Origin of the sequence: Leclercia sp. W6, assembly GCF_003336345.1 — a bacterium.
Classification (GTDB): Bacteria; Pseudomonadota; Gammaproteobacteria; order Enterobacterales; family Enterobacteriaceae; genus Enterobacter.
Map to the genome: position 1 here is coordinate 3,379,202 of NZ_CP031104.1, position 24,240 is coordinate 3,403,441.

At 56.3% G+C, this 24,240-nt stretch carries 20 protein-coding genes, 3 rRNA genes and 1 riboswitch; of the genes, 11 read left to right on the plus strand and 12 right to left on the minus strand.

Going from position 1 to position 24,240, the window contains the following annotated elements; translation table 11 throughout:
* Positions 1 to 55: 55 nt before the first annotated feature.
* The 6 genes from aceA to DVA43_RS16480 all read right to left on the minus strand — a co-directional run bounded on the left by aceA (position 56) and on the right by DVA43_RS16480 (position 9,226).
* Positions 56 to 1,360, minus strand: coding sequence for an isocitrate lyase (gene aceA, locus DVA43_RS16450; protein ID WP_103177820.1), 1,305 nt, complete (start codon positions 1,358 to 1,360; stop codon positions 56 to 58).
* Between the two features lie 32 nt (positions 1,361 to 1,392).
* Entirely contained in the window at positions 1,393 to 2,994 is a 1,602-nt protein-coding gene (aceB, locus tag DVA43_RS16455; protein WP_114316169.1) for a malate synthase A, read from the minus strand.
* Between the two features lie 270 nt (positions 2,995 to 3,264).
* Positions 3,265 to 4,194, minus strand: coding sequence for a homoserine O-succinyltransferase (metA, locus tag DVA43_RS16465; protein ID WP_103177818.1), 930 nt, complete (start codon positions 4,192 to 4,194; stop codon positions 3,265 to 3,267).
* Between the two features lie 216 nt (positions 4,195 to 4,410).
* Positions 4,411 to 4,526 (minus strand): 5S ribosomal RNA (gene rrf / locus DVA43_RS16470).
* A 63-nt stretch (positions 4,527 to 4,589) separates the two neighbouring features.
* Positions 4,590 to 7,491 (minus strand): 23S ribosomal RNA (locus DVA43_RS16475).
* 196 nt (positions 7,492 to 7,687) lie between these two features.
* Positions 7,688 to 9,226: ribosomal RNA gene (locus DVA43_RS16480) — 16S ribosomal RNA — on the minus strand.
* The 16S, 23S and 5S rRNA genes sit together here, the layout of an rRNA operon.
* 556 nt (positions 9,227 to 9,782) lie before the next feature.
* Here DVA43_RS16480 and purH point away from each other — a divergent pair.
* Both purH and purD read left to right on the plus strand, forming a co-directional pair.
* Complete coding sequence (purH, locus tag DVA43_RS16490) at positions 9,783 to 11,372, plus strand: bifunctional phosphoribosylaminoimidazolecarboxamide formyltransferase/IMP cyclohydrolase (protein ID WP_114316171.1); 1,590 nt, start codon at positions 9,783 to 9,785, stop codon at positions 11,370 to 11,372.
* A gap of 15 nt (positions 11,373 to 11,387) precedes the next feature.
* Positions 11,388 to 12,680, plus strand: coding sequence for a phosphoribosylamine--glycine ligase (gene purD, locus DVA43_RS16495; protein WP_114316172.1), 1,293 nt, complete (start codon positions 11,388 to 11,390; stop codon positions 12,678 to 12,680).
* A 43-nt stretch (positions 12,681 to 12,723) separates the two neighbouring features.
* Here purD and DVA43_RS16500 read toward each other — a convergent pair whose 3' ends face one another.
* The 6 genes from DVA43_RS16500 to nudC all read right to left on the minus strand — a co-directional run bounded on the left by DVA43_RS16500 (position 12,724) and on the right by nudC (position 17,078).
* A complete protein-coding gene (locus DVA43_RS16500) occupies positions 12,724 to 13,416 on the minus strand; it encodes a DUF1481 domain-containing protein (protein WP_114316173.1) in 693 nt (230 codons plus the stop codon).
* 11 nt (positions 13,417 to 13,427) lie between these two features.
* The gene (gene hupA, locus DVA43_RS16505) at positions 13,428 to 13,700 is read right to left on the minus strand and encodes a nucleoid-associated protein HU-alpha (RefSeq protein WP_032615913.1); all 273 of its coding nucleotides are present in this window, start codon (positions 13,698 to 13,700) and stop codon (positions 13,428 to 13,430) included.
* Between the two features lie 186 nt (positions 13,701 to 13,886).
* Positions 13,887 to 14,477 carry a YjaG family protein gene (locus DVA43_RS16510; RefSeq protein ID WP_103825477.1) on the minus strand — a complete coding sequence of 197 codons (591 nt, stop codon included), beginning with the start codon at positions 14,475 to 14,477 and terminating at the stop codon, positions 13,887 to 13,889.
* A gap of 41 nt (positions 14,478 to 14,518) precedes the next feature.
* The gene (gene nfi / locus DVA43_RS16515; RefSeq protein ID WP_114316174.1) at positions 14,519 to 15,190 is read right to left on the minus strand and encodes a deoxyribonuclease V; all 672 of its coding nucleotides are present in this window, start codon (positions 15,188 to 15,190) and stop codon (positions 14,519 to 14,521) included.
* A gap of 9 nt (positions 15,191 to 15,199) precedes the next feature.
* Positions 15,200 to 16,264 (minus strand): uroporphyrinogen decarboxylase, encoded by a 1,065-nt coding sequence (gene hemE / locus DVA43_RS16520; protein WP_114316175.1) that lies wholly within the window; start codon positions 16,262 to 16,264, stop codon positions 15,200 to 15,202.
* Between the two features lie 40 nt (positions 16,265 to 16,304).
* Positions 16,305 to 17,078: an NAD(+) diphosphatase gene (nudC, locus tag DVA43_RS16525; protein WP_114316176.1), complete on the minus strand. Its 774-nt coding sequence runs from the start codon at positions 17,076 to 17,078 to the stop codon at positions 16,305 to 16,307.
* A gap of 95 nt (positions 17,079 to 17,173) precedes the next feature.
* On the opposite strand from nudC, the gene rsd reads away from it, so the two are divergent.
* The 9 genes from rsd to DVA43_RS16570 all read left to right on the plus strand — a co-directional run bounded on the left by rsd (position 17,174) and on the right by DVA43_RS16570 (position 24,193).
* Positions 17,174 to 17,671 (plus strand): sigma D regulator, encoded by a 498-nt coding sequence (gene rsd / locus DVA43_RS16530; RefSeq protein WP_114316177.1) that lies wholly within the window; start codon positions 17,174 to 17,176, stop codon positions 17,669 to 17,671.
* Between the two features lie 53 nt (positions 17,672 to 17,724).
* A riboswitch (TPP riboswitch) is annotated at positions 17,725 to 17,833 on the plus strand.
* Between the two features lie 77 nt (positions 17,834 to 17,910).
* Complete coding sequence (thiC, locus tag DVA43_RS16535) at positions 17,911 to 19,806, plus strand: phosphomethylpyrimidine synthase ThiC (RefSeq protein ID WP_114316178.1); 1,896 nt, start codon at positions 17,911 to 17,913, stop codon at positions 19,804 to 19,806.
* Positions 19,806 to 20,441, plus strand: a complete 636-nt coding sequence (gene thiE, locus DVA43_RS16540; protein WP_114316179.1) for a thiamine phosphate synthase — start codon at positions 19,806 to 19,808, stop codon at positions 20,439 to 20,441. Before thiC ends, thiE begins: the two co-directional genes overlap by 1 nt.
* Positions 20,434 to 21,189, plus strand: coding sequence for a thiazole biosynthesis adenylyltransferase ThiF (gene thiF / locus DVA43_RS16545; protein WP_114316180.1), 756 nt, complete (start codon positions 20,434 to 20,436; stop codon positions 21,187 to 21,189). Before thiE ends, thiF begins: the two co-directional genes overlap by 8 nt.
* The gene (thiS, locus tag DVA43_RS16550; RefSeq protein WP_103177806.1) at positions 21,173 to 21,373 is read left to right on the plus strand and encodes a sulfur carrier protein ThiS; all 201 of its coding nucleotides are present in this window, start codon (positions 21,173 to 21,175) and stop codon (positions 21,371 to 21,373) included. Before thiF ends, thiS begins: the two co-directional genes overlap by 17 nt.
* Position 21,374: 1 nt before the next feature.
* On the plus strand, positions 21,375 to 22,145 hold the full coding sequence (gene thiG, locus DVA43_RS16555; protein WP_114316181.1) for a thiazole synthase: 771 nt from the start codon (positions 21,375 to 21,377) through the stop codon (positions 22,143 to 22,145).
* The gene (gene thiH, locus DVA43_RS16560; protein ID WP_114316182.1) at positions 22,142 to 23,275 is read left to right on the plus strand and encodes a 2-iminoacetate synthase ThiH; all 1,134 of its coding nucleotides are present in this window, start codon (positions 22,142 to 22,144) and stop codon (positions 23,273 to 23,275) included. The genes thiG and thiH overlap by 4 nt, the downstream gene beginning before the upstream one ends.
* 291 nt (positions 23,276 to 23,566) lie before the next feature.
* A complete protein-coding gene (locus DVA43_RS16565) occupies positions 23,567 to 23,872 on the plus strand; it encodes a PTS sugar transporter subunit IIB (RefSeq protein ID WP_103825467.1) in 306 nt (101 codons plus the stop codon).
* Between the two features lie 3 nt (positions 23,873 to 23,875).
* Positions 23,876 to 24,193 (plus strand): PTS lactose/cellobiose transporter subunit IIA, encoded by a 318-nt coding sequence (locus DVA43_RS16570; RefSeq protein ID WP_039028884.1) that lies wholly within the window; start codon positions 23,876 to 23,878, stop codon positions 24,191 to 24,193.
* Positions 24,194 to 24,240: the final 47 nt, after the last annotated feature.

A 24,240-nucleotide genomic window follows, 5' to 3' on the forward strand; every position in this document is an offset into this window, starting at 1 on the left:
CCAGGAAACAGAACCGTAGGCCCGGTAAGCGCAGCGCCACCGGGCGTTTCCGTTATCAGAACTGCGCTTCTTCGGTCGACCCGGTCAGGGCGGTGACGGAGGAGGCGCCGCCCTGAATGATGGTGGTCACTCTGTCGAAGTAGCCTGTTCCTACTTCCTGCTGGTGCGAGACGAAGGTATAGCCCTTTTGACTTGCCGCGAACTCCGGCTGCTGGACCTTCTCGACGTAGTGCTTCATGCCCTCGCCCTGCGCGTAGGCGTGCGCCAGGTCAAACATGTTGAACCACATGCTGTGAATGCCCGCGAGGGTGATGAACTGGTATTTGTAGCCCATCTCCGACAGTTCCTGCTGGAAGCTGGCGATAGTCTTATCGTCCAGGTTTTTCTGCCAGTTGAAGGAGGGTGAGCAGTTGTAGGCCAGCAGCTTGCCCGGGTATTTCGCATGGATGGCATCGGCAAAGCGTTTCGCCAGCGCCAGATCCGGGGTGGAGGTTTCGCACCATACCAGATCCGCATAGGGGGCATACGCCAGACCGCGGCTAATCGCCTGCTCAATGCCGGCATGGGTACGATAGAACCCTTCGCTGGTGCGTTCGCCGGTAATAAACTGGCTATCGTAAGGGTCGCAGTCGGAGGTGATCAGATCCGCGGCATCGGCATCGGTACGGGCAATGACCAGCGTCGGGACGCCCATGACATCAGCGGCCAGACGGGCAGCCACCAGTTTCTGGATCGCCTCCTGAGTCGGAACCAGCACTTTGCCGCCCATGTGTCCGCACTTCTTCACGGAGGCCAGCTGATCTTCGAAGTGGACGGCCGCTGCACCGGCTTCAATCATCGATTTCATCAGCTCAAAGGCATTCAGTACCCCACCAAAGCCCGCCTCGGCGTCGGCCACAATCGGCAGGAAGTAATCTACGAAGCGCGGATCGTTTGGCTCAATACCGGATGCCCACTGGATCTGATCCGCACGACGGAAGGTGTTGTTGATTCTCTCCACCACGGCCGGGACGGAATTCGCCGGATAGAGGGACTGATCCGGGTACATGCTGGACGCGAGGTTGGCATCTGCCGCCACCTGCCAGCCTGACAGATAGACCGCTTCAATCCCCGCTTTCGCCTGCTGCAACGCCTGGCCGCCGGTCAGCGCGCCGAGGCTGTTGATGTAGCCTTTCTTCGACTCGCCGTGCAGCAGACGCCACATTTTGGCGGCACCCAGCTGCGCCAGGGTGCATTCCGGGTTTACCGAGCCGCGTAACTTCACCACATCCTCAGCGCTATAAGGGCGTTCAATGCCTTCCCAGCGCGGCTGAGTCCACTCGTTCTGTAATGCTTCGATCTGTTGGGTACGGGTTTTCATGTGCAGATGCTCCATATTGTTATGTGGTGAAATCAGGCCAGCAGGCGGTAGCCCGGCAGCGTCAGGAAATCGATTAAGTCATCTGAGGTGGTGATCTGTTCCATCAGGCGCGCGGCGGCGTCGAAGCGACCGCTGCTGAAGCGGTGCTCGCCCAGCTCTTCCTGAATGTTCAGCATCTCTTCCGACAGCATCTGGCGGAACAGGGCTTTGGTGACGGGCTTGCCGTTGCTGAGCGTTTTCTGATGATGGATCCACTGCCAGATAGAGGTGCGGGAGATCTCGGCGGTGGCGGCATCCTCCATCAGACCGTAAATCGGTACACAGCCGTTACCGGAGATCCACGCTTCGATGTACTGGACGGCCACGCGGATGTTGGCGCGCATCCCCTCTTCGGTGCGCTCGCCCTCGCACGGCTCGAGGAGCTGTGCAGCGGTAACGGGCGCATCATCTTCGCGGGTCACGTGCAGCTGGTTTTTGTTATCGCCCAGGATGCGGTTGAAGACCTCCATGGCGGTATCTGCCAGGCCGGGGTGCGCCACCCAGGTGCCGTCATGGCCGTTGCTGGCTTCCAGCTCTTTATCAGCCTTCACTTTGTTCAGCACCTGGGTGTTACGTTCGCTGTCTTTGCTGGGAATAAAGGCTGCCATGCCGCCCATCGCGAAGGCGCCGCGCTTGTGGCAGGTTTTGATCAGCAGACGCGAATAGGCATTCAGGAATGATTTGTCCATGGTCACCACCTGACGATCCGGCAGGACGCGATCGGGGTGGTTTTTCAGCGTCTTGATATAGCTAAAAATGTAATCCCAGCGGCCGCAGTTCAGACCAACAATATGGTCACGCAGGGCATGCAGAATCTCATCCATCTGGAAAACCGCGGGCAATGTTTCAATCAGCAGCGTGGCCTTGATGGTGCCGCGCGGCAGTTCAAAACGGTCTTCAGTGTAACTGAAGACCTCACTCCACCAGGCCGCTTCCTGCCATGACTGCGTTTTTGGCAGATAGAAGTAAGGTCCGCTGCCTTTTGCCAGCAGGTTTTTATGGTTATGGAAGAAGTAGAGCGCAAAATCGAACAGGCTGCCGGGGATCGCCTCATTGTTCCAGGTGACATGCTTTTCCGGTAAATGCAGGCCACGCACGCGGCAAACCAGCACCGCCGGGTTAGGCTTAAGCTGGTAGATTTTGCCCGCTTCGTTGGTGTGGCTGATGGTGCCATCAACCGCATCACGCAGATTGATCTGCCCATCAATCACTTTATTCCAGTCGGGTGCCAGTGAATCTTCAAAATCGGCCATAAAGACCTTCACATTGGCGTTCAGCGCGTTGATCACCATTTTGCGCTCAACCGGCCCGGTGATCTCGACGCGTCGGTCCTGCAGATCCTGCGGGATACCGCGGATCGTCCAGTTCCCTTCTCGAATGGAAGCAGTTTCCGAAATAAAGTCAGGCAGCTTTCCGTTATCAATGTCTTGCTGCTGCTGGATGCGTGCCGCCAGTAATTTATTGCGTTTTGGCGTGAAGCGGGTCACCAGCTCGGTAAGGAACTCTACGGCATCGGCGGTCAGGACCTGCTTCTCCTGCTCACCATACGGTTGAGTAAAGGACAGTTCATCGATAATGGTTGCCTGTTGATTCATTGCGCTGCTCCTCGTCATTGATCCGAATTTATTTCCCCCACGCGAACGAAAGATCCTTGTGTAGTTTTCGCTCAGCAGAATTAAGACTATCTCGCTCTGCGATAAAATCAAAAACAATTTCCATTTTTAATTTAAATGGTTGGTAACTTACTGATAAAAATGAATTTAAAAATTTTTCTACATGCGGAGTGAATTTCGGAAATAAAAAAGGCACCCGAAGGTGCCTTAACTGGAGAGCTGAAACGCTACAGGATGAGGATCGTCAGAGGATTAATCCAGCGTCGGATTCATGTGGCGCAGATCGTACGGCGTGATCTGGTAGACGTAGTAGTTAAGCCAGTTGGTAAACAGCAGATTGCCGTGGCTGCGCCAGGTGGCACGTGGTTTGTTCTGCGGATCGTTTTGCGGGAAATAGTTGTACGGTACGTCCGGATTCAAGCCCGCTTCCACATCGCGGAAATATTCGCTCGCCAGGGTATCGGGATCGTATTCCGGATGGCCAGTGACAAAGGCAATACGCTTGTCTTTGCTGGCAAACAGATAGGCATCGCCCTCTTCGGTTTCCGCGAGGATCTCAAGATCGGTGTAGTCGCGGATCAGGGCAGCCGGGAAATCAGCATAGCGTGAATGCGGCGCCAGGAAGGAGTCATCAAACCCGCGAGTCAGCAGCGCATGAGGATGCAGAATATGATGCTCATAGACACCAGAGAGCTTTTCGGTACGGGTTTGTTTAGGGATGCCGTACAGAATGTTGAGCGCCGCCTGGACCGCCCAGCAGACGAACAGGGTTGACGTGACATGATCTTTGGCCCACTCCAGCACCTGCTTGATTTGCGGCCAGTAGGCAACGTCGTTGAATTCAACCAGACCAAGCGGCGCACCGGTAACGATCAAGCCATCAAAGTTCTCGTTACGGATATCTTCAAAGTTGCAGTAGAAGTTATTGAGATGCTCAGAAGGCGTATTACGGGACTCGCGCGCATCAATACGCAGCAGCTGAATATCGACCTGCAGCGGGGAGTTTGAGAGCAAGCGGAGGAACTGGTTTTCCGTCTCAATCTTCTTTGGCATCAGGTTCAGGATAAGCACCTTCAGAGGGCGAATTTCCTGACCTGTAGCGCGCGAAGCCGTCATGACAAAGACATTTTCTTCACGCAAGAAATTGACGGCTGGTAGCTCGTCCTGCACCCGAATCGGCATAACCTTACATCCTCACAGCATACGTATAAACGTTTAGACATCCAGATAGCTGACAATAACCAGGAATCGGGCAAATGTCGAGTCTGCATGTGAAAGGTGAGAAAGTTTCAAGAAAGGGATAGCCGTAGGCCGGGTAAGGCGAAGCCGCAACCCGGCTTTTTTAACGCCCAACGCAAAAAGCCCATCCGTGAGGATGGGCTTTCGGCTTTAATTGATGCCTGGCAGTTCCCTACTCTCGCATGGGGAGACCCCACACTACCATCGGCGCTACGGCGTTTCACTTCTGAGTTCGGCATGGGGTCAGGTGGGACCACCGCGCTACAGCCGCCAGGCAAATTCTGTAATCTGTATCAGCTGAAAATCTCTCAAACCCACCGAAACAGCTTCGGCGTTGTAAGGTTAAGCCTCACGGTTCATTAGTACCGGTTAGCTCAACGCATCGCTGCGCTTACACACCCGGCCTATCAACGTCGTCGTCTTCAACGTTCCTTCAGGACCCTCGAAGGGTCAGGGAGAACTCATCTCGGGGCAAGTTTCGTGCTTAGATGCTTTCAGCACTTATCTCTTCCACATTTAGCTACCGGGCAGTGCCATTGGCATGACAACCCGAACACCAGTGATGCGTCCACTCCGGTCCTCTCGTACTAGGAGCAGCCCCCTCAATTCTCCAGCGCCCACGGCAGATAGGGACCGAACTGTCTCACGACGTTCTAAACCCAGCTCGCGTACCACTTTAAATGGCGAACAGCCATACCCTTGGGACCTACTTCAGCCCCAGGATGTGATGAGCCGACATCGAGGTGCCAAACACCGCCGTCGATATGAACTCTTGGGCGGTATCAGCCTGTTATCCCCGGAGTACCTTTTATCCGTTGAGCGATGGCCCTTCCATTCAGAACCACCGGATCACTATGACCTGCTTTCGCACCTGCTCGAGCCGTCACTCTCGCAGTCAAGCCAGCTTATGCCATTGCACTAACCTCCTGATGTCCGACCAGGATTAGCTGACCTTCGTGCTCCTCCGTTACTCTTTAGGAGGAGACCGCCCCAGTCAAACTACCCACCAGACACTGTCCGCAACCCGGGTAACGGGTCCACGTTAGAACACCAGCCATTAAAGGGTGGTATTTCAAGGACGGCTCCATGCAGACTGGCGTCCACACTTCAAAGCCTCCCACCTATCCTACACATCAAGGACCAGTGTTCAGTGTCAAGCTATAGTAAAGGTTCACGGGGTCTTTCCGTCTTGCCGCGGGTACACTGCATCTTCACAGCGATTTCAATTTCACTGAGTCTCGGGTGGAGACAGCCTGGCCATCATTACGCCATTCGTGCAGGTCGGAACTTACCCGACAAGGAATTTCGCTACCTTAGGACCGTTATAGTTACGGCCGCCGTTTACCGGGGCTTCGATCAAGAGCTTCGCGTTGCCGCTAACCCCATCAATTAACCTTCCGGCACCGGGCAGGCGTCACACCGTATACGTCCACTTTCGTGTTTGCACAGTGCTGTGTTTTTAATAAACAGTTGCAGCCAGCTGGTATCTTCGACTGATTTCAGCTCCACCCGCAGGGGCTTCACCTACATATCAGCGTGCCTTCTCCCGAAGTTACGGCACCATTTTGCCTAGTTCCTTCACCCGAGTTCTCTCAAGCGCCTTGGTATTCTCTACCTGACCACCTGTGTCGGTTTGGGGTACGATTTGATGTTACCTGATGCTTAGAGGCTTTTCCTGGAAGCAGGGCATTTGTTGCTTCAGCACCGTAGTGCCTCGTCATCACACCTCAGCGTTAAAAGGTACCGGATTTACCTGGAACCTCCGCCTACATGCTTAAACCGGGACAACCGTCGCCCGGCCAACATAGCCTTCTCCGTCCCCCCTTCGCAGTAACACCGAGTACAGGAATATTAACCTGTTTCCCATCGACTACGCCTTTCGGCCTCGCCTTAGGGGTCGACTCACCCTGCCCCGATTAACGTTGGACAGGAACCCTTGGTCTTCCGGCGAGCGGGCTTTTCACCCGCTTTATCGTTACTTATGTCAGCATTCGCACTTCTGATACCTCCAGCATGCCTCACAGCACACCTTCGCAGGCTTACAGAACGCTCCCCTACCCAACAACACATAGTGTCGCTGCCGCAGCTTCGGTGCATGGTTTAGCCCCGTTACATCTTCCGCGCAGGCCGACTCGACCAGTGAGCTATTACGCTTTCTTTAAATGATGGCTGCTTCTAAGCCAACATCCTGGCTGTCTGTGCCTTCCCACATCGTTTCCCACTTAACCATGACTTTGGGACCTTAGCTGGCGGTCTGGGTTGTTTCCCTCTTCACGACGGACGTTAGCACCCGCCGTGTGTCTCCCGTGATAACATTCTCCGGTATTCGCAGTTTGCATCGGGTTGGTAAGCCGGGATGGCCCCCTAGCCGAAACAGTGCTCTACCCCCGGAGATGAGTTCACGAGGCGCTACCTAAATAGCTTTCGGGGAGAACCAGCTATCTCCCGGTTTGATTGGCCTTTCACCCCCAGCCACAGGTCATCCGCTAATTTTTCAACATTAGTCGGTTCGGTCCTCCAGTTAGTGTTACCCAACCTTCAACCTGCCCATGGCTAGATCACCGGGTTTCGGGTCTATACCCTGCAACTTAACGCCCAGTTAAGACTCGGTTTCCCTTCGGCTCCCCTATACGGTTAACCTTGCTACAGAATATAAGTCGCTGACCCATTATACAAAAGGTACGCAGTCACACCCGAAGGTGCTCCCACTGCTTGTACGTACACGGTTTCAGGTTCTTTTTCACTCCCCTCGCCGGGGTTCTTTTCGCCTTTCCCTCACGGTACTGATTCACTATCGGTCAGTCAGGAGTATTTAGCCTTGGAGGATGGTCCCCCCATATTCAGACAGGATACCACGTGTCCCGCCCTACTCTTCGAGTTCACAGCAAGTGTGCTTTCGTGTACGGGAGTATCACCCTGTACCCTGCGACTTTCCAGACGCTTCCACTAACACACAAGCTGATTCAGACTCCGGGCTGCTCCCCGTTCGCTCGCCGCTACTGGGGGAATCTCGGTTGATTTCTTTTCCTCGGGGTACTTAGATGTTTCAGTTCCCCCGGTTCGCCTCGTTAACCTATGTATTCAGCTAACGATAGTGTGACGAATCACACTGGGTTTCCCCATTCGGACATCGCCGGGTCAAGGGTTCATATCACCTCGCCGGCGCTTTTCGCAGATTAGCACGTCCTTCATCGCCTCTGACTGCCAGGGCATCCACCGTGTACGCTTAGTCGCTTAACCTCACAACCCGAAGCTGTTTCACTTCGCGTTGTGAAAATTTGAGAGACTCGAACACACTTAACGTGTGTCGTTTCAATTTTCAGCTTGATCCAGATTTTTAAAGAGCAAAACTTCTTAATGCACTCAAAAGTACATTCAGAAGTTCATCATTCATCAGACAATCTGTGTGAGCACTACAAAGGCAGGTTCTTTAAGGTAAGGAGGTGATCCAACCGCAGGTTCCCCTACGGTTACCTTGTTACGACTTCACCCCAGTCATGAATCACAAAGTGGTAAGCGCCCTCCCGAAGGTTAAGCTACCTACTTCTTTTGCAACCCACTCCCATGGTGTGACGGGCGGTGTGTACAAGGCCCGGGAACGTATTCACCGTAGCATTCTGATCTACGATTACTAGCGATTCCGACTTCATGGAGTCGAGTTGCAGACTCCAATCCGGACTACGACGCACTTTATGAGGTCCGCTTGCTCTCGCGAGGTCGCTTCTCTTTGTATGCGCCATTGTAGCACGTGTGTAGCCCTACTCGTAAGGGCCATGATGACTTGACGTCATCCCCACCTTCCTCCAGTTTATCACTGGCAGTCTCCTTTGAGTTCCCGGCCTAACCGCTGGCAACAAAGGATAAGGGTTGCGCTCGTTGCGGGACTTAACCCAACATTTCACAACACGAGCTGACGACAGCCATGCAGCACCTGTCTCAGAGTTCCCGAAGGCACCAAGCCATCTCTGGCAAGTTCTCTGGATGTCAAGAGTAGGTAAGGTTCTTCGCGTTGCATCGAATTAAACCACATGCTCCACCGCTTGTGCGGGCCCCCGTCAATTCATTTGAGTTTTAACCTTGCGGCCGTACTCCCCAGGCGGTCGACTTAACGCGTTAGCTCCGGAAGCCACGCCTCAAGGGCACAACCTCCAAGTCGACATCGTTTACGGCGTGGACTACCAGGGTATCTAATCCTGTTTGCTCCCCACGCTTTCGCACCTGAGCGTCAGTCTTTGTCCAGGGGGCCGCCTTCGCCACCGGTATTCCTCCAGATCTCTACGCATTTCACCGCTACACCTGGAATTCTACCCCCCTCTACAAGACTCAAGCCTGCCAGTTTCAAATGCAGTTCCCAGGTTGAGCCCGGGATTTCACATCTGACTTAACAGACCGCCTGCGTGCGCTTTACGCCCAGTAATTCCGATTAACGCTTGCACCCTCCGTATTACCGCGGCTGCTGGCACGGAGTTAGCCGGTGCTTCTTCTGCGAGTAACGTCAATCACTGCGGTTATTAGCCGCAATGCCTTCCTCCTCGCTGAAAGTACTTTACAACCCGAAGGCCTTCTTCATACACGCGGCATGGCTGCATCAGGCTTGCGCCCATTGTGCAATATTCCCCACTGCTGCCTCCCGTAGGAGTCTGGACCGTGTCTCAGTTCCAGTGTGGCTGGTCATCCTCTCAGACCAGCTAGGGATCGTCGCCTAGGTGAGCCATTACCCCACCTACTAGCTAATCCCATCTGGGCACATCCGATGGCAAGAGGCCCGAAGGTCCCCCTCTTTGGTCTTGCGACGTTATGCGGTATTAGCTACCGTTTCCAGTAGTTATCCCCCTCCATCAGGCAGTTTCCCAGACATTACTCACCCGTCCGCCACTCGTCACCCGAGAGCAAGCTCTCTGTGCTACCGTTCGACTTGCATGTGTTAGGCCTGCCGCCAGCGTTCAATCTGAGCCATGATCAAACTCTTCAATTTAAGTTTGATGCTCGTGAATTAAACTTCGTAATGAATTACGTGTTCACTCAGAGACTTGGTATTCATTTATTGTCCTAGGACATTAAGAATCCATGTCACTTTGAGTGCCCACACAGATTGTCTGATAAATTGTTAAAGAGCAGTGCAACGCGGCTTTCGCTCACCGTTGCGAGGTGGCGTATATTACGCTTTCCTCTTTCAGAGTCAAGCGATTATTTTCGCTTTTCTCCTCAACCGGCCCGGCTGTTAGTGTGAAGTGATTCACATCCGCCGTGTCGATGGAGGCGCATTATAGGGAGTTCTCCGGCGCCCGCAACCCTTAAATGTCATAAAAATGACTGACTGCTGCATTCCCCAGCAAAAGCCCGCCTTATACCTGATTACACACAGACTTATCCACAACGTGACGAAAAAGTGAAAATGTGCGAGCGTTGCGCAAACGTTTTCGTTAAAATGCTCGCGCTAAATAAAGCGCCCCGCCAGGTGTGTTAGTTGAGTTTTTATCGGGAAAATTCACCTAACGCTCTCTGTAATCGTCAAATCCAGGGGATTTACCATGCAACAACGTCGTCCAGTCCGCCGCGCTCTGCTCAGTGTTTCTGATAAAGCCGGTATCGTTGAATTCGCTCAGGCACTTTCTGCACGTGGTGTGGAGCTGCTGTCCACTGGCGGTACCGCTCGCCTGTTAGCAGAGAAAGGCCTGCCGGTAACCGAAGTGTCCGATTACACCGGTTTCCCGGAAATGATGGATGGACGCGTCAAAACCCTGCACCCGAAAGTCCACGGCGGCATTCTGGGTCGTCGCGGTCAGGATGACGGCATTATGGATCAGCACGGGATTGCGCCAATCGACATGGTGGTTGTTAACCTTTACCCATTCGCCCAGACCGTTGCCCGTGAAGGCTGCTCGCTGGAAGATGCGGTGGAAAATATCGATATCGGCGGCCCGACCATGGTGCGCTCCGCCGCCAAGAACCATAAAGATGTGGCCATCGTGGTGAAGAGCAGCGACTACGACGCCATTATTAAAGAGATGGATGCCAACGAAGGCTCACTGAATCTCGAGACCCGTTTTGATCTGGCCATTAAAGCGTTCGAACATACCGCCGCCTACGACAGCATGATCGCCAACTACTTCGGTAGCCTGGTGCCTTCCTATCATGGTGAAAGCAATGAACCTTCCGGCCGCTTCTCTCGCACCTTAAACCTGAACTTCATTAAGAAGCAGGATATGCGCTACGGCGAAAACAGCCACCAGCAGGCTGCCTTCTATATAGAGGAAGAGGTTAAAGAAGCCTCCGTTGCTACTGCGCAGCAGGTGCAGGGTAAAGCGCTCTCCTATAACAACATTGCGGATACCGACGCGGCGCTGGAGTGCGTGAAAGAGTTCAGCGAGCCCGCCTGCGTTATCGTGAAGCACGCGAACCCATGCGGCGTGGCGGTCAGCACCTCTATTCTGGATGCATACGATCGTGCGTACAAAACTGACCCGACCTCAGCGTTTGGCGGCATTATCGCGTTTAACCGCGAGCTGGATGCCGAAACCGCCCAGGCGATTATCTCCCGCCAGTTTGTGGAGGTGATCATCGCCCCTTCGGCCACCGAAGACGCCCTGAAAATCACCGCGGCAAAACAGAACGTGCGCATGCTGGTCTGCGGTCAGTGGGCAGAACGCGTTCCGGGCCTCGACTTCAAGCGTGTGAACGGTGGCCTGCTGGTTCAGGATCGTGACCTGGGCATGGTCAGCGAGAAAGATCTGCGTGTCGTCACCAAACGTCAGCCTACTGAGCAGGAGCTGCGTGACGCGCTGTTCTGCTGGAAAGTGGCGAAGTTCGTGAAATCCAACGCCATCGTCTATGCGAAAGAGAACATGACCATCGGTATAGGCGCGGGCCAGATGAGCCGCGTTTACTCTGCGAAAATCGCCGGGATTAAAGCGGGCGACGAAGGTCTGGAAGTTAAAGGCTCCGCCATGGCGTCCGACGCGTTCTTCCCGTTCCGTGACGGTATCGATGCAGCTGCGGCAGTGGGCATCACCTGCGTGATCCAGCCTGGCGGCTCTATCCGCGACGACGAAGTCATTGCCGCCGCCGATGAACATGGCATCGCGATGATCTTCACCGACATGCGTCATTTCCGCCATTAATTCCCGGAGCAGAGAATGAAAGTATTAGTGATTGGTAACGGCGGGCGCGAGCACGCCCTGGCGTGGAAAGCGGCGCAGTCTGCGCAGGTTGAAACCGTCTTTGTGGCGCCGGGTAACGCCGGTACCGCCCTGGAGCCCACCCTGCAGAACGTCGCTATCGGCGTAACCGATATCCCGGCGCTGCTGAGCTTTGCCCAGAATGAGAAGATTGACCTGACCATCGTGGGCCCGGAAGCGCCGCTGGTCATTGGCGTGGTAGACGCATTCCGTGCCGCGGGCCTGACCATCTTCGGCCCAACCGAAGGCGCCGCCCAGCTGGAAGGCTCTAAAGCCTTCACCAAAGACTTCCTCGCACGTCATAACATCCCGACGGCGGAATATCAGAACTTCACCGAAGTGGAGCCCGCGCTGGCCTACTTACGTGAAAAAGGCGCGCCGATTGTGATCAAAGCCGACGGTCTGGCAGCGGGTAAAGGCGTTATCGTGGCGATGACGCTCGAAGAAGCAGAAGCCGCCGTTCAGGATATGCTGGCAGGCAACGCCTTTGGTGACGCGGGCCACCGCATCGTTATCGAAGAGTTTCTTGATGGCGAAGAGGCGAGCTTTATCGTCATGGTCGACGGCGAGCACGTGCTGCCGATGGCCACCAGCCAGGATCATAAGCGCGTTGGCGATGCCGATACCGGCCCGAATACCGGCGGGATGGGGGCTTACTCCCCTGCCCCTGTGGTGACAGATGAAGTTCACCAGCGGACCATGGACCGCATCATCTGGCCAACCGTGAAAGGAATGGCGGCGGAAGGCAACACCTACACTGGTTTCCTTTACGCGGGCCTGATGATCGACAAACAGGGCAACCCGAAGGTTATTGAGTTCAACTGCCGCTTCGGCGACCCAGAAACGCAGCCAATCATGCTGCGCATGAAATCCGATCTGGTAGAGCTGTGCCTGGCGGCCTGCGAAGGCAAGCTGGACGAAAAAAGCTCTGAGTGGGATGAGCGTGCTTCTCTGGGCGTGGTAATTGCGGCGGGCGGTTATCCGGGCAACTACAACACCGGGGATGAGATCCACGGCCTGCCGCTGGAAGCCATCGAAGGCGCGAAGGTATTCCATGCGGGGACTAAGCTCTCCGATGACGAACGCGTGCTGACTAACGGTGGCCGAGTCCTGTGCGCCACGGCGCTGGGCAATACCGTCGCAGAAGCGCAGCAACGCGCCTATGCCCTGATGGCGGATATTCACTGGAACGGGAGCTTCAGCCGTAACGATATTGGTTACCGCGCCATTGCGCGCGAGCAAGGGAAGTAATTTTCCCCTTCACCAGTCCCTCTCCCGCAAGGGAGGGGGATTTTCAGAAACTCTTCTCTGTCGGCTGCCAGGTACAAAAATCTTCGTTCGCCACCAGCAGCAGCTGTGATCCTTCAGGCGCTTCCAGCCACGCCACGCTCACTGCCATGGAGGAGTGACTCTGCCGGCGTGCAATGTGTTCCGTTGCCCAGCTATCGAGATCCGGCTTCAGGGTCTGGCCTTCACACGTTGTCACGGAGCCGTCAACATGCCAGCGGCCCTGATGTAGCACCACCCTTCCCTGTCGCAGCGCGTCGCTGGTCTGGCGAATCTGCGCGGCGCGGTAGCGGTAAAGCTCGATTTGATCGGTAGAGAGTTGCTGTTTAAGGCCACCGGTTTCGTGCTGCATAAAGCTCAGCTCACCGTGGTCGTCAAAGCGTACCCGCACATGCTCGGGGACTTTACTGTAGATGTTTATGTCGATCCAGACGAGCGTATCGCCCTGCCAGCGATATTCACTGGTGGTGGTACTGCCACTGTGCCAGGGGCTAAATGCGGAGAGGAGATGGACTTCATCGTCTGAATCTTTACGCCAGACGCGTACCGCGCCCTGATCGTCAGCGTAGCCGCTGGCGGTAAAAGGCGGCAGGGAGGAGTCATGGCTACAGGCGGTTAATACAAATATGCCTGCCAGCACCGTCACCCGGCGCCAGACAGACAAAAGGGGCGAAACCGCCCCCTCGATAAAACTGTTCACTGCTACGCGGCTTACTTAACTGCGTCTTTCAGTGCTTTGCCAGAAACAAATGCTGGCACGTTGGCTGCAGCGATTTTGATTTCGTTACCGGTCTGCGGGTTGCGGCCAGTACGCTCAGCGCGGTGGTTCACTTTGAAGGTACCGAAACCTACCAGTTGTACAGCATCGCCTTCTTTCAGAGACTCAGTAATTGCAGCCAGGGTGGATTCCAGAGCAGCTTTAGCCTGTACTTTAGACAGGTCAGCTTTGTCCGCAATTACATCAATCAGTTGAGTCTTGTTCATAAGTTATCCTTTCAATGTGTTTATCGCTTGCTAAGCATCGAGTGCGACGAAAATGCCAAAAAAGCACTCTCCTGCATACACGCACCGATAGCCACTTTTTTTCGCCCCCCAAATGTAGACCAGACGGGGGGCAGAAGGGAAGAGTAGAGGCATGACAAAACAGGCGTTAAATCACGTTTTGTTGTCTCACTGGTTAAGATTTATACCAATGTTACTCTCGCCTGCCTCACGCAAGTCTGCACGCAGACCTTTAATCAGTTCGATATCGCGTTCTTCGCACTCCGCCAGCAAACGGAAAATTTCCCACTGAATGTCCCATTCCTGCTCAATGGCCGGGTTCAGACGGAGCTCTTCATCGGTCATTTCGCGCCCTTCCTGGGTCATCTCCAGCATCGCTACGGTAGTAATAGAGGCCTTACTGACTTCGATGGCATGTTCCAGAGTTTCACCACTCAGACGCGAGTGAATCAGTTCACTTAGCGCTACACAGGCATCAATCGCCGGGTAGACGCCATAGACATCATAGTCATCGGCAACCGGAATCGCCTCTTCCAGCTTATCGAGCTGGGTGTCGAAGTTCACCTTCGCATCTTTAACCGTCAGCGTTTCCCACACCAGATCGAGAATACGACGATAGAGTTGACCATCACCAAATTCGGTCTGCTTGCAGAACATGGCATAGTTCGGATACATACGTTCGCACAGACAGGCCATAAAAGTGACGTGCTGCCAGCTTTCCAGCTTCTCAAGGCGCAGGTGAATCGGGTTTTGTAACATGATGATGTCTCGAATCGAAAATTGGCCGCAGTTTACCTGATTCAGCGCTGAATTTCCTGCCAACGAACAAACGCCGGACGCCCGGAAGCTACCGCATCGGCCCAGCGGGTCGGCTCCGGTAGCCGGTAGCCCCGCATACAGCGCTGCACCCACGCCAGCGCGGTGTCGGTACTGACGCGATGGCCGGTGGCGATGAACAGCGGATTACACCTGGCTTTGCTGCGCCAGACCCACGCCAGCTGTTCGCCTTTGTCCATCAATGGCGCCAGCGCGCCGGGTTCGGGCGGCAGGGGATCAAACTTGCCGCAGAGGCGTTTTTTCGCCACGCCGATGGTCGGGACATCCACCAGCAGGCCAAAATGGCTGGCAACGCCGAGACGACGCGGGTGAGAGATGCCATGCCCGTCAACGAACAGCAGATCGGGTCTTTGCGAGAGCTGATCCCACGCCGCCAGCAGCGCGGGATATTCACGAAAAGAGAGGAAGCCGGGGATGTAAGGCATGGTAGTGGCAATCCGCGCCACCTGGTACTCAACCAGTTCCAGTTCGGGGTACGTCAGCAGCACTATCGCCGCCCGCGTCACCTCTCCCCCCTGCTCAAACCCCACATCGGCCCCCGCAATCAGCGCGGGTGGGTCTTTATCCAGACGATCCTCACGGGATACAGACGCAGCGAGTTTAAGTTGTTGAGCGCGAAGTGACGCAAGATCCATAACGACTCCTTACAGGTGATACTGGGCAGAAAGTCGGTGCACCGCCTCCACAAACACGCCTGCATGCTCTGGCGGTACATCCTGATGAATACCGTGCCCCAGGTTAAAGACATGGCCCTCGCCCTGACCGAAGCCCGCCAAAATGGTCGCGACTTCTTCTTCAATTCGGGCGGCCGGAGCATACAGCATAGACGGATCCATGTTGCCTTGCAGGGCGACTTTGTCACCCACGCGGCGGCGCGCATCGGCGATATCGATGGTCCAGTCGAGGCCCAGCGCATCACAGCCGGTTTCTGCCATCGCCTCCAGCCACTGGCCTCCGCCTTTGGTGAACAGCGTTACCGGCACGCGACGGCCTTCGTTTTCACGCAGCAGGCCATCAACGATTTTATGCATGTAATAGAGCGAGAACTGTTGATAATCGCGACCGGTCAGTACCCCACCCCAGGTATCGAAGATCATCACCGACTGGGCGCCCGCTTTGATCTGCGCGTTCAGGTACAGAGTGACGCTTTTCGCCAGCTTATCCAGCAGGGCGTGGAGCGCCAGCGGATCGGCGTACATCATCTTTTTGATCACGGTAAAGGCTTTGCTGCTGCCCCCTTCAACCATGTAGGTCGCCAGGGTCCACGGGCTGCCGGAGAACCCAATCAGCGGCACTTCGCCTTTCAGCTCGCGGCGAATGGTGCGCACCGCATTCATCACATAACCGAGTTCCTGCTCCGGGTCCGGGACAGGCAGGTTGTCGATGTCCGCTTTGCTCTTAATCGGCGAGCTAAAGCGCGGGCCTTCGCCGGTTTCAAAATAGAGCCCAAGCCCCATCGCGTCCGGGATGGTCAGAATGTCGGAGAAGAGGATCGCCGCGTCCAGCGGGTAGCGGCGCAGCGGCTGCAGCGTGACTTCACAGGCCAGCTCCGCGTTTTTGCACAGGGACATGAAATCGCCTGCCTGCGCCCGGGTGGCTTTATATTCCGGTAAATAGCGACCCGCCTGGCGCATCATCCATACCGGGGTGACATCAACGGGTTGGCGCAGCAGCGCACGCAGATAACGATCGTTCTTCAGTTCGGTCATTTTTGCAGTTCCTTAAGCGTCTTATCCCCAGTGTACCACGTCATTCATAGTCGGCCCGACACATTGCCACGGTATCTTCTATCAGGCGACGCGCCACGGTGCCTGGCGGCGGGAGCAGCGGTAAATCGTCGTAGCGATACCAGTCGGCTGACTGCAGCTCTTTCGGATCGATAACGATCTCGCCGCTGTCATATTCGGCCATAAAAGCGGTCATCAGCGACTGTGGGAACGGCCACGGCTGGGAGGTGACATAGCGCAGGTTCTTCACCTTGATGCCGCTCTCTTCCATCACTTCCCGGGCGACGGCCTGCTCCAGGGTTTCGCCCACTTCGACAAACCCGGCCAATACGGTATGCACCCCGTTACGATGACGCGTGTGCTGCGCCAGCAGGATGGTATCTTCACGACGAATGGCGACGATGATGCACGGCGCGATTTGCGGGTAGTAGCGTTCGCGGCAGTGGCTGCAGAGCATGGCCCACTCGGTTTTGCTTGGGTGCATGGTGTGACCACAGTAGCCGCAGTATTTATGCGAGCGATAAAACTCGGCCAACTGCACAGCACGCCCGGCCAGCTGGAACAGACCCACATCGAGATCGAGCACCTGGCGTACCGATCCCATATCGTGACGACGATTTTGTTGGATCAACCACACAGGATCGCCCTGCCACTCCCCGATATTGAGTGCGGGTTGACCCGCAAGATCGAAATTTCCGGCCTCGCCATGTGGTAATTCACCACCGGGCAACCATAATTTCTGTTCATGGCTGACGAACCACCAGCCGCGATCCGATTTTTCAATTATACGATCCATATCTATTGCACTACCTTTGCTTCACAGGCATGTTGGTAACAATACTATTACATTTTGGGTGGGCAGCTTTTAATCTTAACCTTGCGGAGTCAAACATGCTAAACCAGCTAGAAAACCTGACAGAGCGCGTTGGCGGATGTAACAACCTGGTCGATCGCTGGCTGCACGTGCGCAAACATCTGCTTGTTGCCTACTACAACCTCGTTGGCATTAAGCCGGACAAAGAGTCCTATATGCGTCTGAATGAAAAAGCGCTGGACGATTTCTGTCAGAGCCTGGTCGACTACCTTTCTAACGGCCATTTCAATATTTATGAGCGCATTATCGGTGAAATGGAAGGTAACAGCCCGTTTTTAGCGGCCACCAAACTCTATCCCCTACTGGAAGCCAATACCCAGCAAATCATGGATTATTACGACTCCACGCTTGAGAATGCCATCGATCAGGATAATTATCTGGAATTTCAGCTGGCCCTCTCTGATATCGGCGAGGCGCTGGAGCAGCGATTCACGCTGGAAGATAACCTGATCGCCCTTGCGCTGGATCACAATTTGAAAGCGAGTAACGAAGATAACGTCGCCCGACCGGCTTGAGTTATTTATCGTTAACGCGTAATTTACATTTACTGCTCCCGCTGTAGGGGAGCACATTCTTGTCGGAGTGCCCAGTGCGAAAGCCGGGCTGAGACCGTTAATTCGGGATCCGCGGAACCTGATCAGGTTAAAACCTGCGAAGGGAACAAGAGTCAATCTGTCATGTATCGCCACCGGGCGATCCTCTCTTGCTTCATCCGTCGTCTGACAAGCCACTTCCTCACTTTCTGGAACGAGCTATGTCTGCCACAAAATTGACCCGCCGCGAACAGCGCGCACAAGCCCAACACTTTATCGACACTCTGGAAGGCACCGCTTTCCCTAACTCAAAACGCATCTATCTGACCGGCTCCCGGGAGGACATTCGCGTGCCCATGCGCGAGATCCAACTCAGCCCGACGCTCGTCGGCGGCAGCAAAGAGAATCCCCAGTTTGAAGAGAACGAAGCGGTGCCGGTCTACGACACGTCCGGCCCGTACGGCGATCCGGCGATAACCATCAACGTGCAGCAGGGGCTGGCGAAACTGCGCCAACCGTGGATTGACGCACGTAACGACTGCGAAGCGCTAACCGAACAAAGCTCAGCTTACACCCGGGAGCGCCTGGCCGATGATGGTCTGGACGAGCTGCGCTTCTCCGGCCTTCTTACGCCGAAACGTGCCAGAGCGGGCAAATGCGTCACCCAGCTGCACTACGCCCGTCAGGGGATCGTAACCCCGGAGATGGAGTTTATCGCTATTCGCGAAAACATGGGCCGCGAGCGCATCCGTACCGACGTGCTGCGCCACCAGCATCCGGGCGAAGGGTTTGGTGCCCGCCTGCCGGAAAACATCACCCCGGAGTTTGTCCGTGACGAAGTCGCCGCCGGACGCGCCATTATCCCGGCCAACATTAACCACCCGGAGTCGGAACCGATGATTATCGGTCGTAACTTCCTGGTGAAAGTGAACGCCAACATCGGTAACTCAGCGGTCACCTCGTCTATCGAAGAGGAGGTGGAGAAACTGGTCTGGTCAACCCGCTGGGGCGCGGACACGGTGATGGACCTCTCTACCGGGCGCTATATTCACGAAACCCGCGAATGGATCCTGCGTAACAGCCCGGTGCCCATTGGTACGGTGCCCATCTACCAGGCGCTGGAGAAGGTGAACGGCATCGCCGAAGATCTCACCTGGGAGGCCTTCCGGGATACCCTGCTGGAGCAGGCCGAGCAAGGCGTCGACTACTTCACCATCCACGCCGGCGTGCTGCTGCGCTACGTGCCGATGACGGCGAAACGCCTGACCGGCATCGTCTCCCGCGGCGGTTCAATCATGGCGAAATGGTGCCTCTCCCACCATCGGGAAAACTTCCTCTATGAACACTTCCGCGAAATCTGCGAGATCTGCGCCGCGTACGACGTGTCGCTGTCGCTGGGCGATGGCCTGCGTCCGGGCTCCATTCGCGATGCCAACGACGAGGCGCAGTTTGCCGAGCTGCACACCCTGGGCGAGCTGACCAAAATCGCCTGGGAGTATGACGTGCAGGTGATGATCGAAGGCCCGGGCCACGTGCCGATGCAGATGATCCGCCGCAACATGACCGAAGAGCTGGAGCACTGCCACGAAGCGCCGTTCTATACCCTGGGGCCGTTGACCACCGATATCGCACCGGGTTATGACCACTTCACCTCCGGGATTGGCGCGGCGATGATCGGCTGGTTCGGCTGCGCCATGCTCTGCTACGTCACGCCGAAAGAGCACCTCGGCCTGCCGAACAAAGAGGATGTGAAGCAGGGGCTGATCACCTACAAAATTGCCGCCCACGCTGCCGACCTGGCGAAGGGCCATCCGGGGGCGCAGATCCGCGATAACGCCATGTCAAAAGCGCGCTTCGAGTTCCGCTGGGAAGATCAGTTCAACCTCGCCCTCGACCCGTTCACCGCCCGCGCCTACCACGACGAAACCCTGCCGCAGGAGTCCGGCAAAGTGGCGCACTTCTGTTCCATGTGCGGGCCAAAATTCTGCTCGATGAAAATCAGCCAGGAGGTGCGTGATTACGCCGCCGCGCAGACCATCGAAGTGGGCATGGCCGATATGTCGGAAACCTTCCGCGCCCGGGGCGGCGAAATCTACCTCAAAAAAGAGGAGGCGTAATGTATCAACCCAACTTTCCGCCAGCGCCCTTGCATCTGGGGCTCTATCCGGTGGTCGACAGCGTGGCCTGGATCGAACGCCTGCTCGCTGCGGGTGTAAAAACGATCCAGCTGCGCATCAAGGATAAACAGGACTATGAGGTAGAAGCCGACGTCATCGCGGCCATTGCTCTGGGGCGTCGCTACGACGCCCGCCTGTTTATCAATGACTACTGGCGGCTGGCGATCAAGCATCAGGCGTACGGTGTGCATCTCGGTCAGGAGGATCTGGAGACCACCGAGCTTGAGGCCATTCGGGCTGCCGGGTTGCGTCTCGGCGTGTCGACCCATGACGATATGGAGATCGACGTGGCGCTGGCGGCGCGTCCATCCTACATCGCGCTGGGGCACGTTTTCCCGACCCAAACCAAGCAGATGCCATCGGCTCCGCAGGGGCTGGAACAGCTGGCCCGCCATATCGACCGGCTCGGGGATTACCCTACCGTCGCCATCGGCGGTATCAGCCTCGAACGCGCGCCCGCGGTCCTGGCGACCGGTGTAGGGAGTATCGCGGTGGTGAGCGCCATTACTCAGGACGACGACTGGCAGGCGGCGACAACACAGCTACTGCAACTGGCGGGGGCGGGCGATGAATGACCGTGACTTTATGCGCTACAGCCGCCAGATCCTGCTGGAAGATATCGCCATCGACGGGCAGCAAAAGCTGCTCGCCAGCCGGGTGCTGGTGGTCGGTCTGGGCGGATTAGGTGCCCCGGCGGCGCTCTACCTGGCCGGCGCCGGGATCGGCACTCTGGTTTTGGCCGACAACGACGAGGTTCATCTGAGTAATTTGCAGCGCCAAATCCTCTTTACCACCGACGATATCGCCCAGCCAAAAGCGCAGGTGACAGAGCGTCGCCTGCAGCAGCTCAATCCCGACATCCGGCTGATCGCCCTGCAGACCCGCCTGGAAGGCAGCGCGCTGGAGGAAGAGATTACCCGCGCCGACGTGGTGCTGGACTGCACCGATAACATGGCTACCCGTCAGGCGATCAATGCCGCCTGTGTGATGCTCAATACGCCGCTTATCACCGCCAGCGCCGTGGGCTTTGGCGGACAGATGATGGTGCTGACGCCCCCCTGGACGCAGGGCTGCTACCGCTGCCTGTGGCCGGAGGATGACGAGCCGCAGCGTAACTGCCGCACCGCGGGTATTGTCGGGCCGGTGGTTGGCGTGATGGGCACCCTGCAGGCGCTGGAGGCGATCAAGCTGCTCAGCGGCATTGAGGCCACGCGCAATACGCTACGCCTGTTCGACGCCCGGGCGGGAAGCTGGCGGCAGCTGGCTTTACAGCGCGCCAGTGGGTGCCTGGTGTGTGGAGGGCGGCATGCGGATCCTGTTTAACGACGAACCGATGCAGTGCGTGGAGGGATTAACCGTCGCCACCCTGCTCTCCCAGCTATGCCAGTTAAAACCCGGGGTCGCGCTGGCCCTGAATCAACAGATCCTGCCGCGCGAGCAGTGGGAAAAACAGCAGGTGCGCGAAGGCGATCAGATCCTGCTCTTTCAGGTGATTGCCGGAGGCTAAGATGTTACGTATTGCGGATAAAACCTTTGATTCACATCTATTTACCGGCACGGGAAAATTCGCCTCACCGCAGCTGATGGTGGACGCGATCCGGGAGAGCGGCAGCCAGCTGGTGACGCTGGCCATGAAGCGGGTCGATCTGCGTAATCACAACGACGCCATTCTGGCGCCGCTGCTGGAGGCGGGCGTCAGCCTGCTGCCCAATACCTCCGGCGCCAAAACCGCGGAAGAGGCGCTATTTGCGGCCCGGCTGGCGCGCGAAGCGCTGGGAACGCACTGGCTCAAACTGGAGATCCATCCCGACGCTCGCTGGCTGCTCCCCGATCCCATCGAGACGCTGAAAGCGGCAGAGATGCTGGTGAAAGAGGGGTTCACCGTGCTGCCCTACTGCGGTGCCGATCCGGTGCTGTGCAAACGGCTCGAAGAGGCAGGTTGTGCGGCAGTGATGCCGCTCGGGGCGCCGATAGGCTCCAATCAGGGGCTGGAAACCCGCGCGATGCTGGAGATTATTATTCAGCAGGCAACCGTGCCGGTGATCGTCGATGCCGGGATCGGCGTACCCAGCCACGCCGCGCAGGCGCTGGAGATGGGTGCCGACGCCGTACTGGTCAACACCGCCATTGCGGTCGCGGACGATCCGGTGATGATGGCGCGGGCGTTTCGTCTGGCGGTGGAGGCGGGCGTGCTGGCACGCCAGTCTGGCCCCGGCGCCCGGAGCGTTGAAGCCCAGGCCACCAGCCCGTTAACCGGCTTTCTGGAGGCGTTATCATGAAAACCTTTACCGATCGCTGGCGCCAGCTCGACTGGGACGATATTCGCCTGCGTATCAACAGTAAAACCCCTGCAGATGTGGAGCGGGCATTAAACGCCCGCCAGCTTACCCGCGAAGATATGATGGCCCTGCTCTCCCCCGCCGCCAGTGGCTATCTGGAGCCGATGGCGCAGCGAGCCCAGCGGCTGACCCGTCAGCGCTTTGGCAACACGGTGAGCTTTTATGTTCCGCTCTATCTCTCCAACCTCTGCGCGAACGACTGCACCTACTGCGGCTTCTCCATGAGCAACCACATCAAGCGCAAGACGCTGGATGAAAACGAAATTGCCCGGGAGTGTGCCGCGATCCGCGAGATGGGGTTTGAGCACCTGCTGCTGGTCACCGGCGAACACCAGACCAAAGTCGGAATGGACTATTTTCGCCGCCATATCCCGGCGATTCGCCGCCAGTTCGCCTCGTTACAGATGGAGGTTCAACCGCTGTCAGAGACCGAATATGGCGAACTGAAAACGCTGGGGCTGGATGGCGTACTGGTCTATCAGGAGACCTACCATGAGACGGTGTATGCCCAGCACCATCTGAAAGGTAAAAAGCAGGATTTCTTCTGGCGGCTGGAGACCCCGGATCGGCTGGGACGCGCCGGGATCGACAAGATCGGCCTCGGGGCGCTGACCGGGCTTTCCGACAGCTGGCGCGTCGATAACTTTATGGTGGCGGAACATCTGCTGTGGCTGCAGCAGCACTACTGGCAGAGCCGGTATTCAATCTCTTTTCCCCGGCTGCGACCCTGCGCCGGCGGGATCCAGCCCGCGTCGATCATGGATGAACGCCAGCTGGTGCAGACCATCTGCGCGTTTCGTCTGCTGGCACCGGAGGTGGAGCTGTCGCTCTCCACCCGGGAATCTCCCGCGTTTCGCGATCGCGTCATTCCCCTGGCGATTAACAACGTCAGCGCCTTTTCAAAAACTCAGCCCGGCGGCTATGCCGATGATCATCCCGAACTGGAGCAGTTTGCGCCGCACGATAACCGTCGCCCGGAAGCTGTCGCCGAGGCGCTCAGTCTGCAGGGATTACAGCCGGTCTGGAAAGACTGGGACAGCTGGCTGGGACGCGCCTCGCAATCAGGCTGAAAAAAACGATAATCCGGTGAAGTTATTACGAGGCGTCACGTAACCTCATCAACGGGCCGTTGCTGTAACGCGCCCGGATTTTTTACGCTTGTTTCGTCAGCAGAGGATGCTGACCAGGGCGGAAAGCTTCTTCCTCGTTTCGCCCTGCCCTCCCCATTCTGTAACAGTTGTAACCGGTTTCAGAAAATGCAGGTTTCTTTGTGATGCTTCACACACAATCGCGGTAACGCGGTTGTCGTAACGGACAGTGCGGGATAATTATCAATAAACACATGTACATTGGGGCTGACTATGAAGAACATCGTTTTATGCTGTGCAGCGGGAATGTCCACCAGCATGCTGGTTCAACGCATGAAAGACGCCGCGCAGAAAAAAGGGGTCGACGTAACCATTAAAGCCGTACCGGTTGCTGAGTTTAAAGATGAAATCGCCGCAGCCGACATTATTTTGCTTGGCCCGCAGGTCAAATACGAACTGAATAATCTTCAGGCCCAGGCGGAACCGCTGGGTAAGAAGGTCGCGGTTATCGACATGATGGATTACGGCATGATGAAAGGTGATGCCGTACTGGAAAAAGCCCTTAAACTGCTGGAGTGAACCATGGAAGATTTAGAAACGATCATTATGGAATTGCTGGTGAATGCCGGTGCAGCCCGTAGCTCAGCATTAACCGCGCTGCAGATGGCGCGTAAAGGTGATTTTGCCGAGGCTGAAAAAGCGATGGAAGAGTCACGGGAGTTCGTCAAACAGGCGCATTCTATCCAGACTAAATTGATTGGTCTTGATGAAGGCACCGGCAAGCTACCGGTAAATCTGATCACCGTTCACTCGCAGGATCACCTGATGAACGCGATGGTAATTCAGGATCTGGCCGGGGATATGATCGAGCTGTATCGCCGTTTGCCGCTGGTGAACTAACACCGAACCGTAGACCGGGTAAGCGTAGCGCCACCCGGCAACAATCG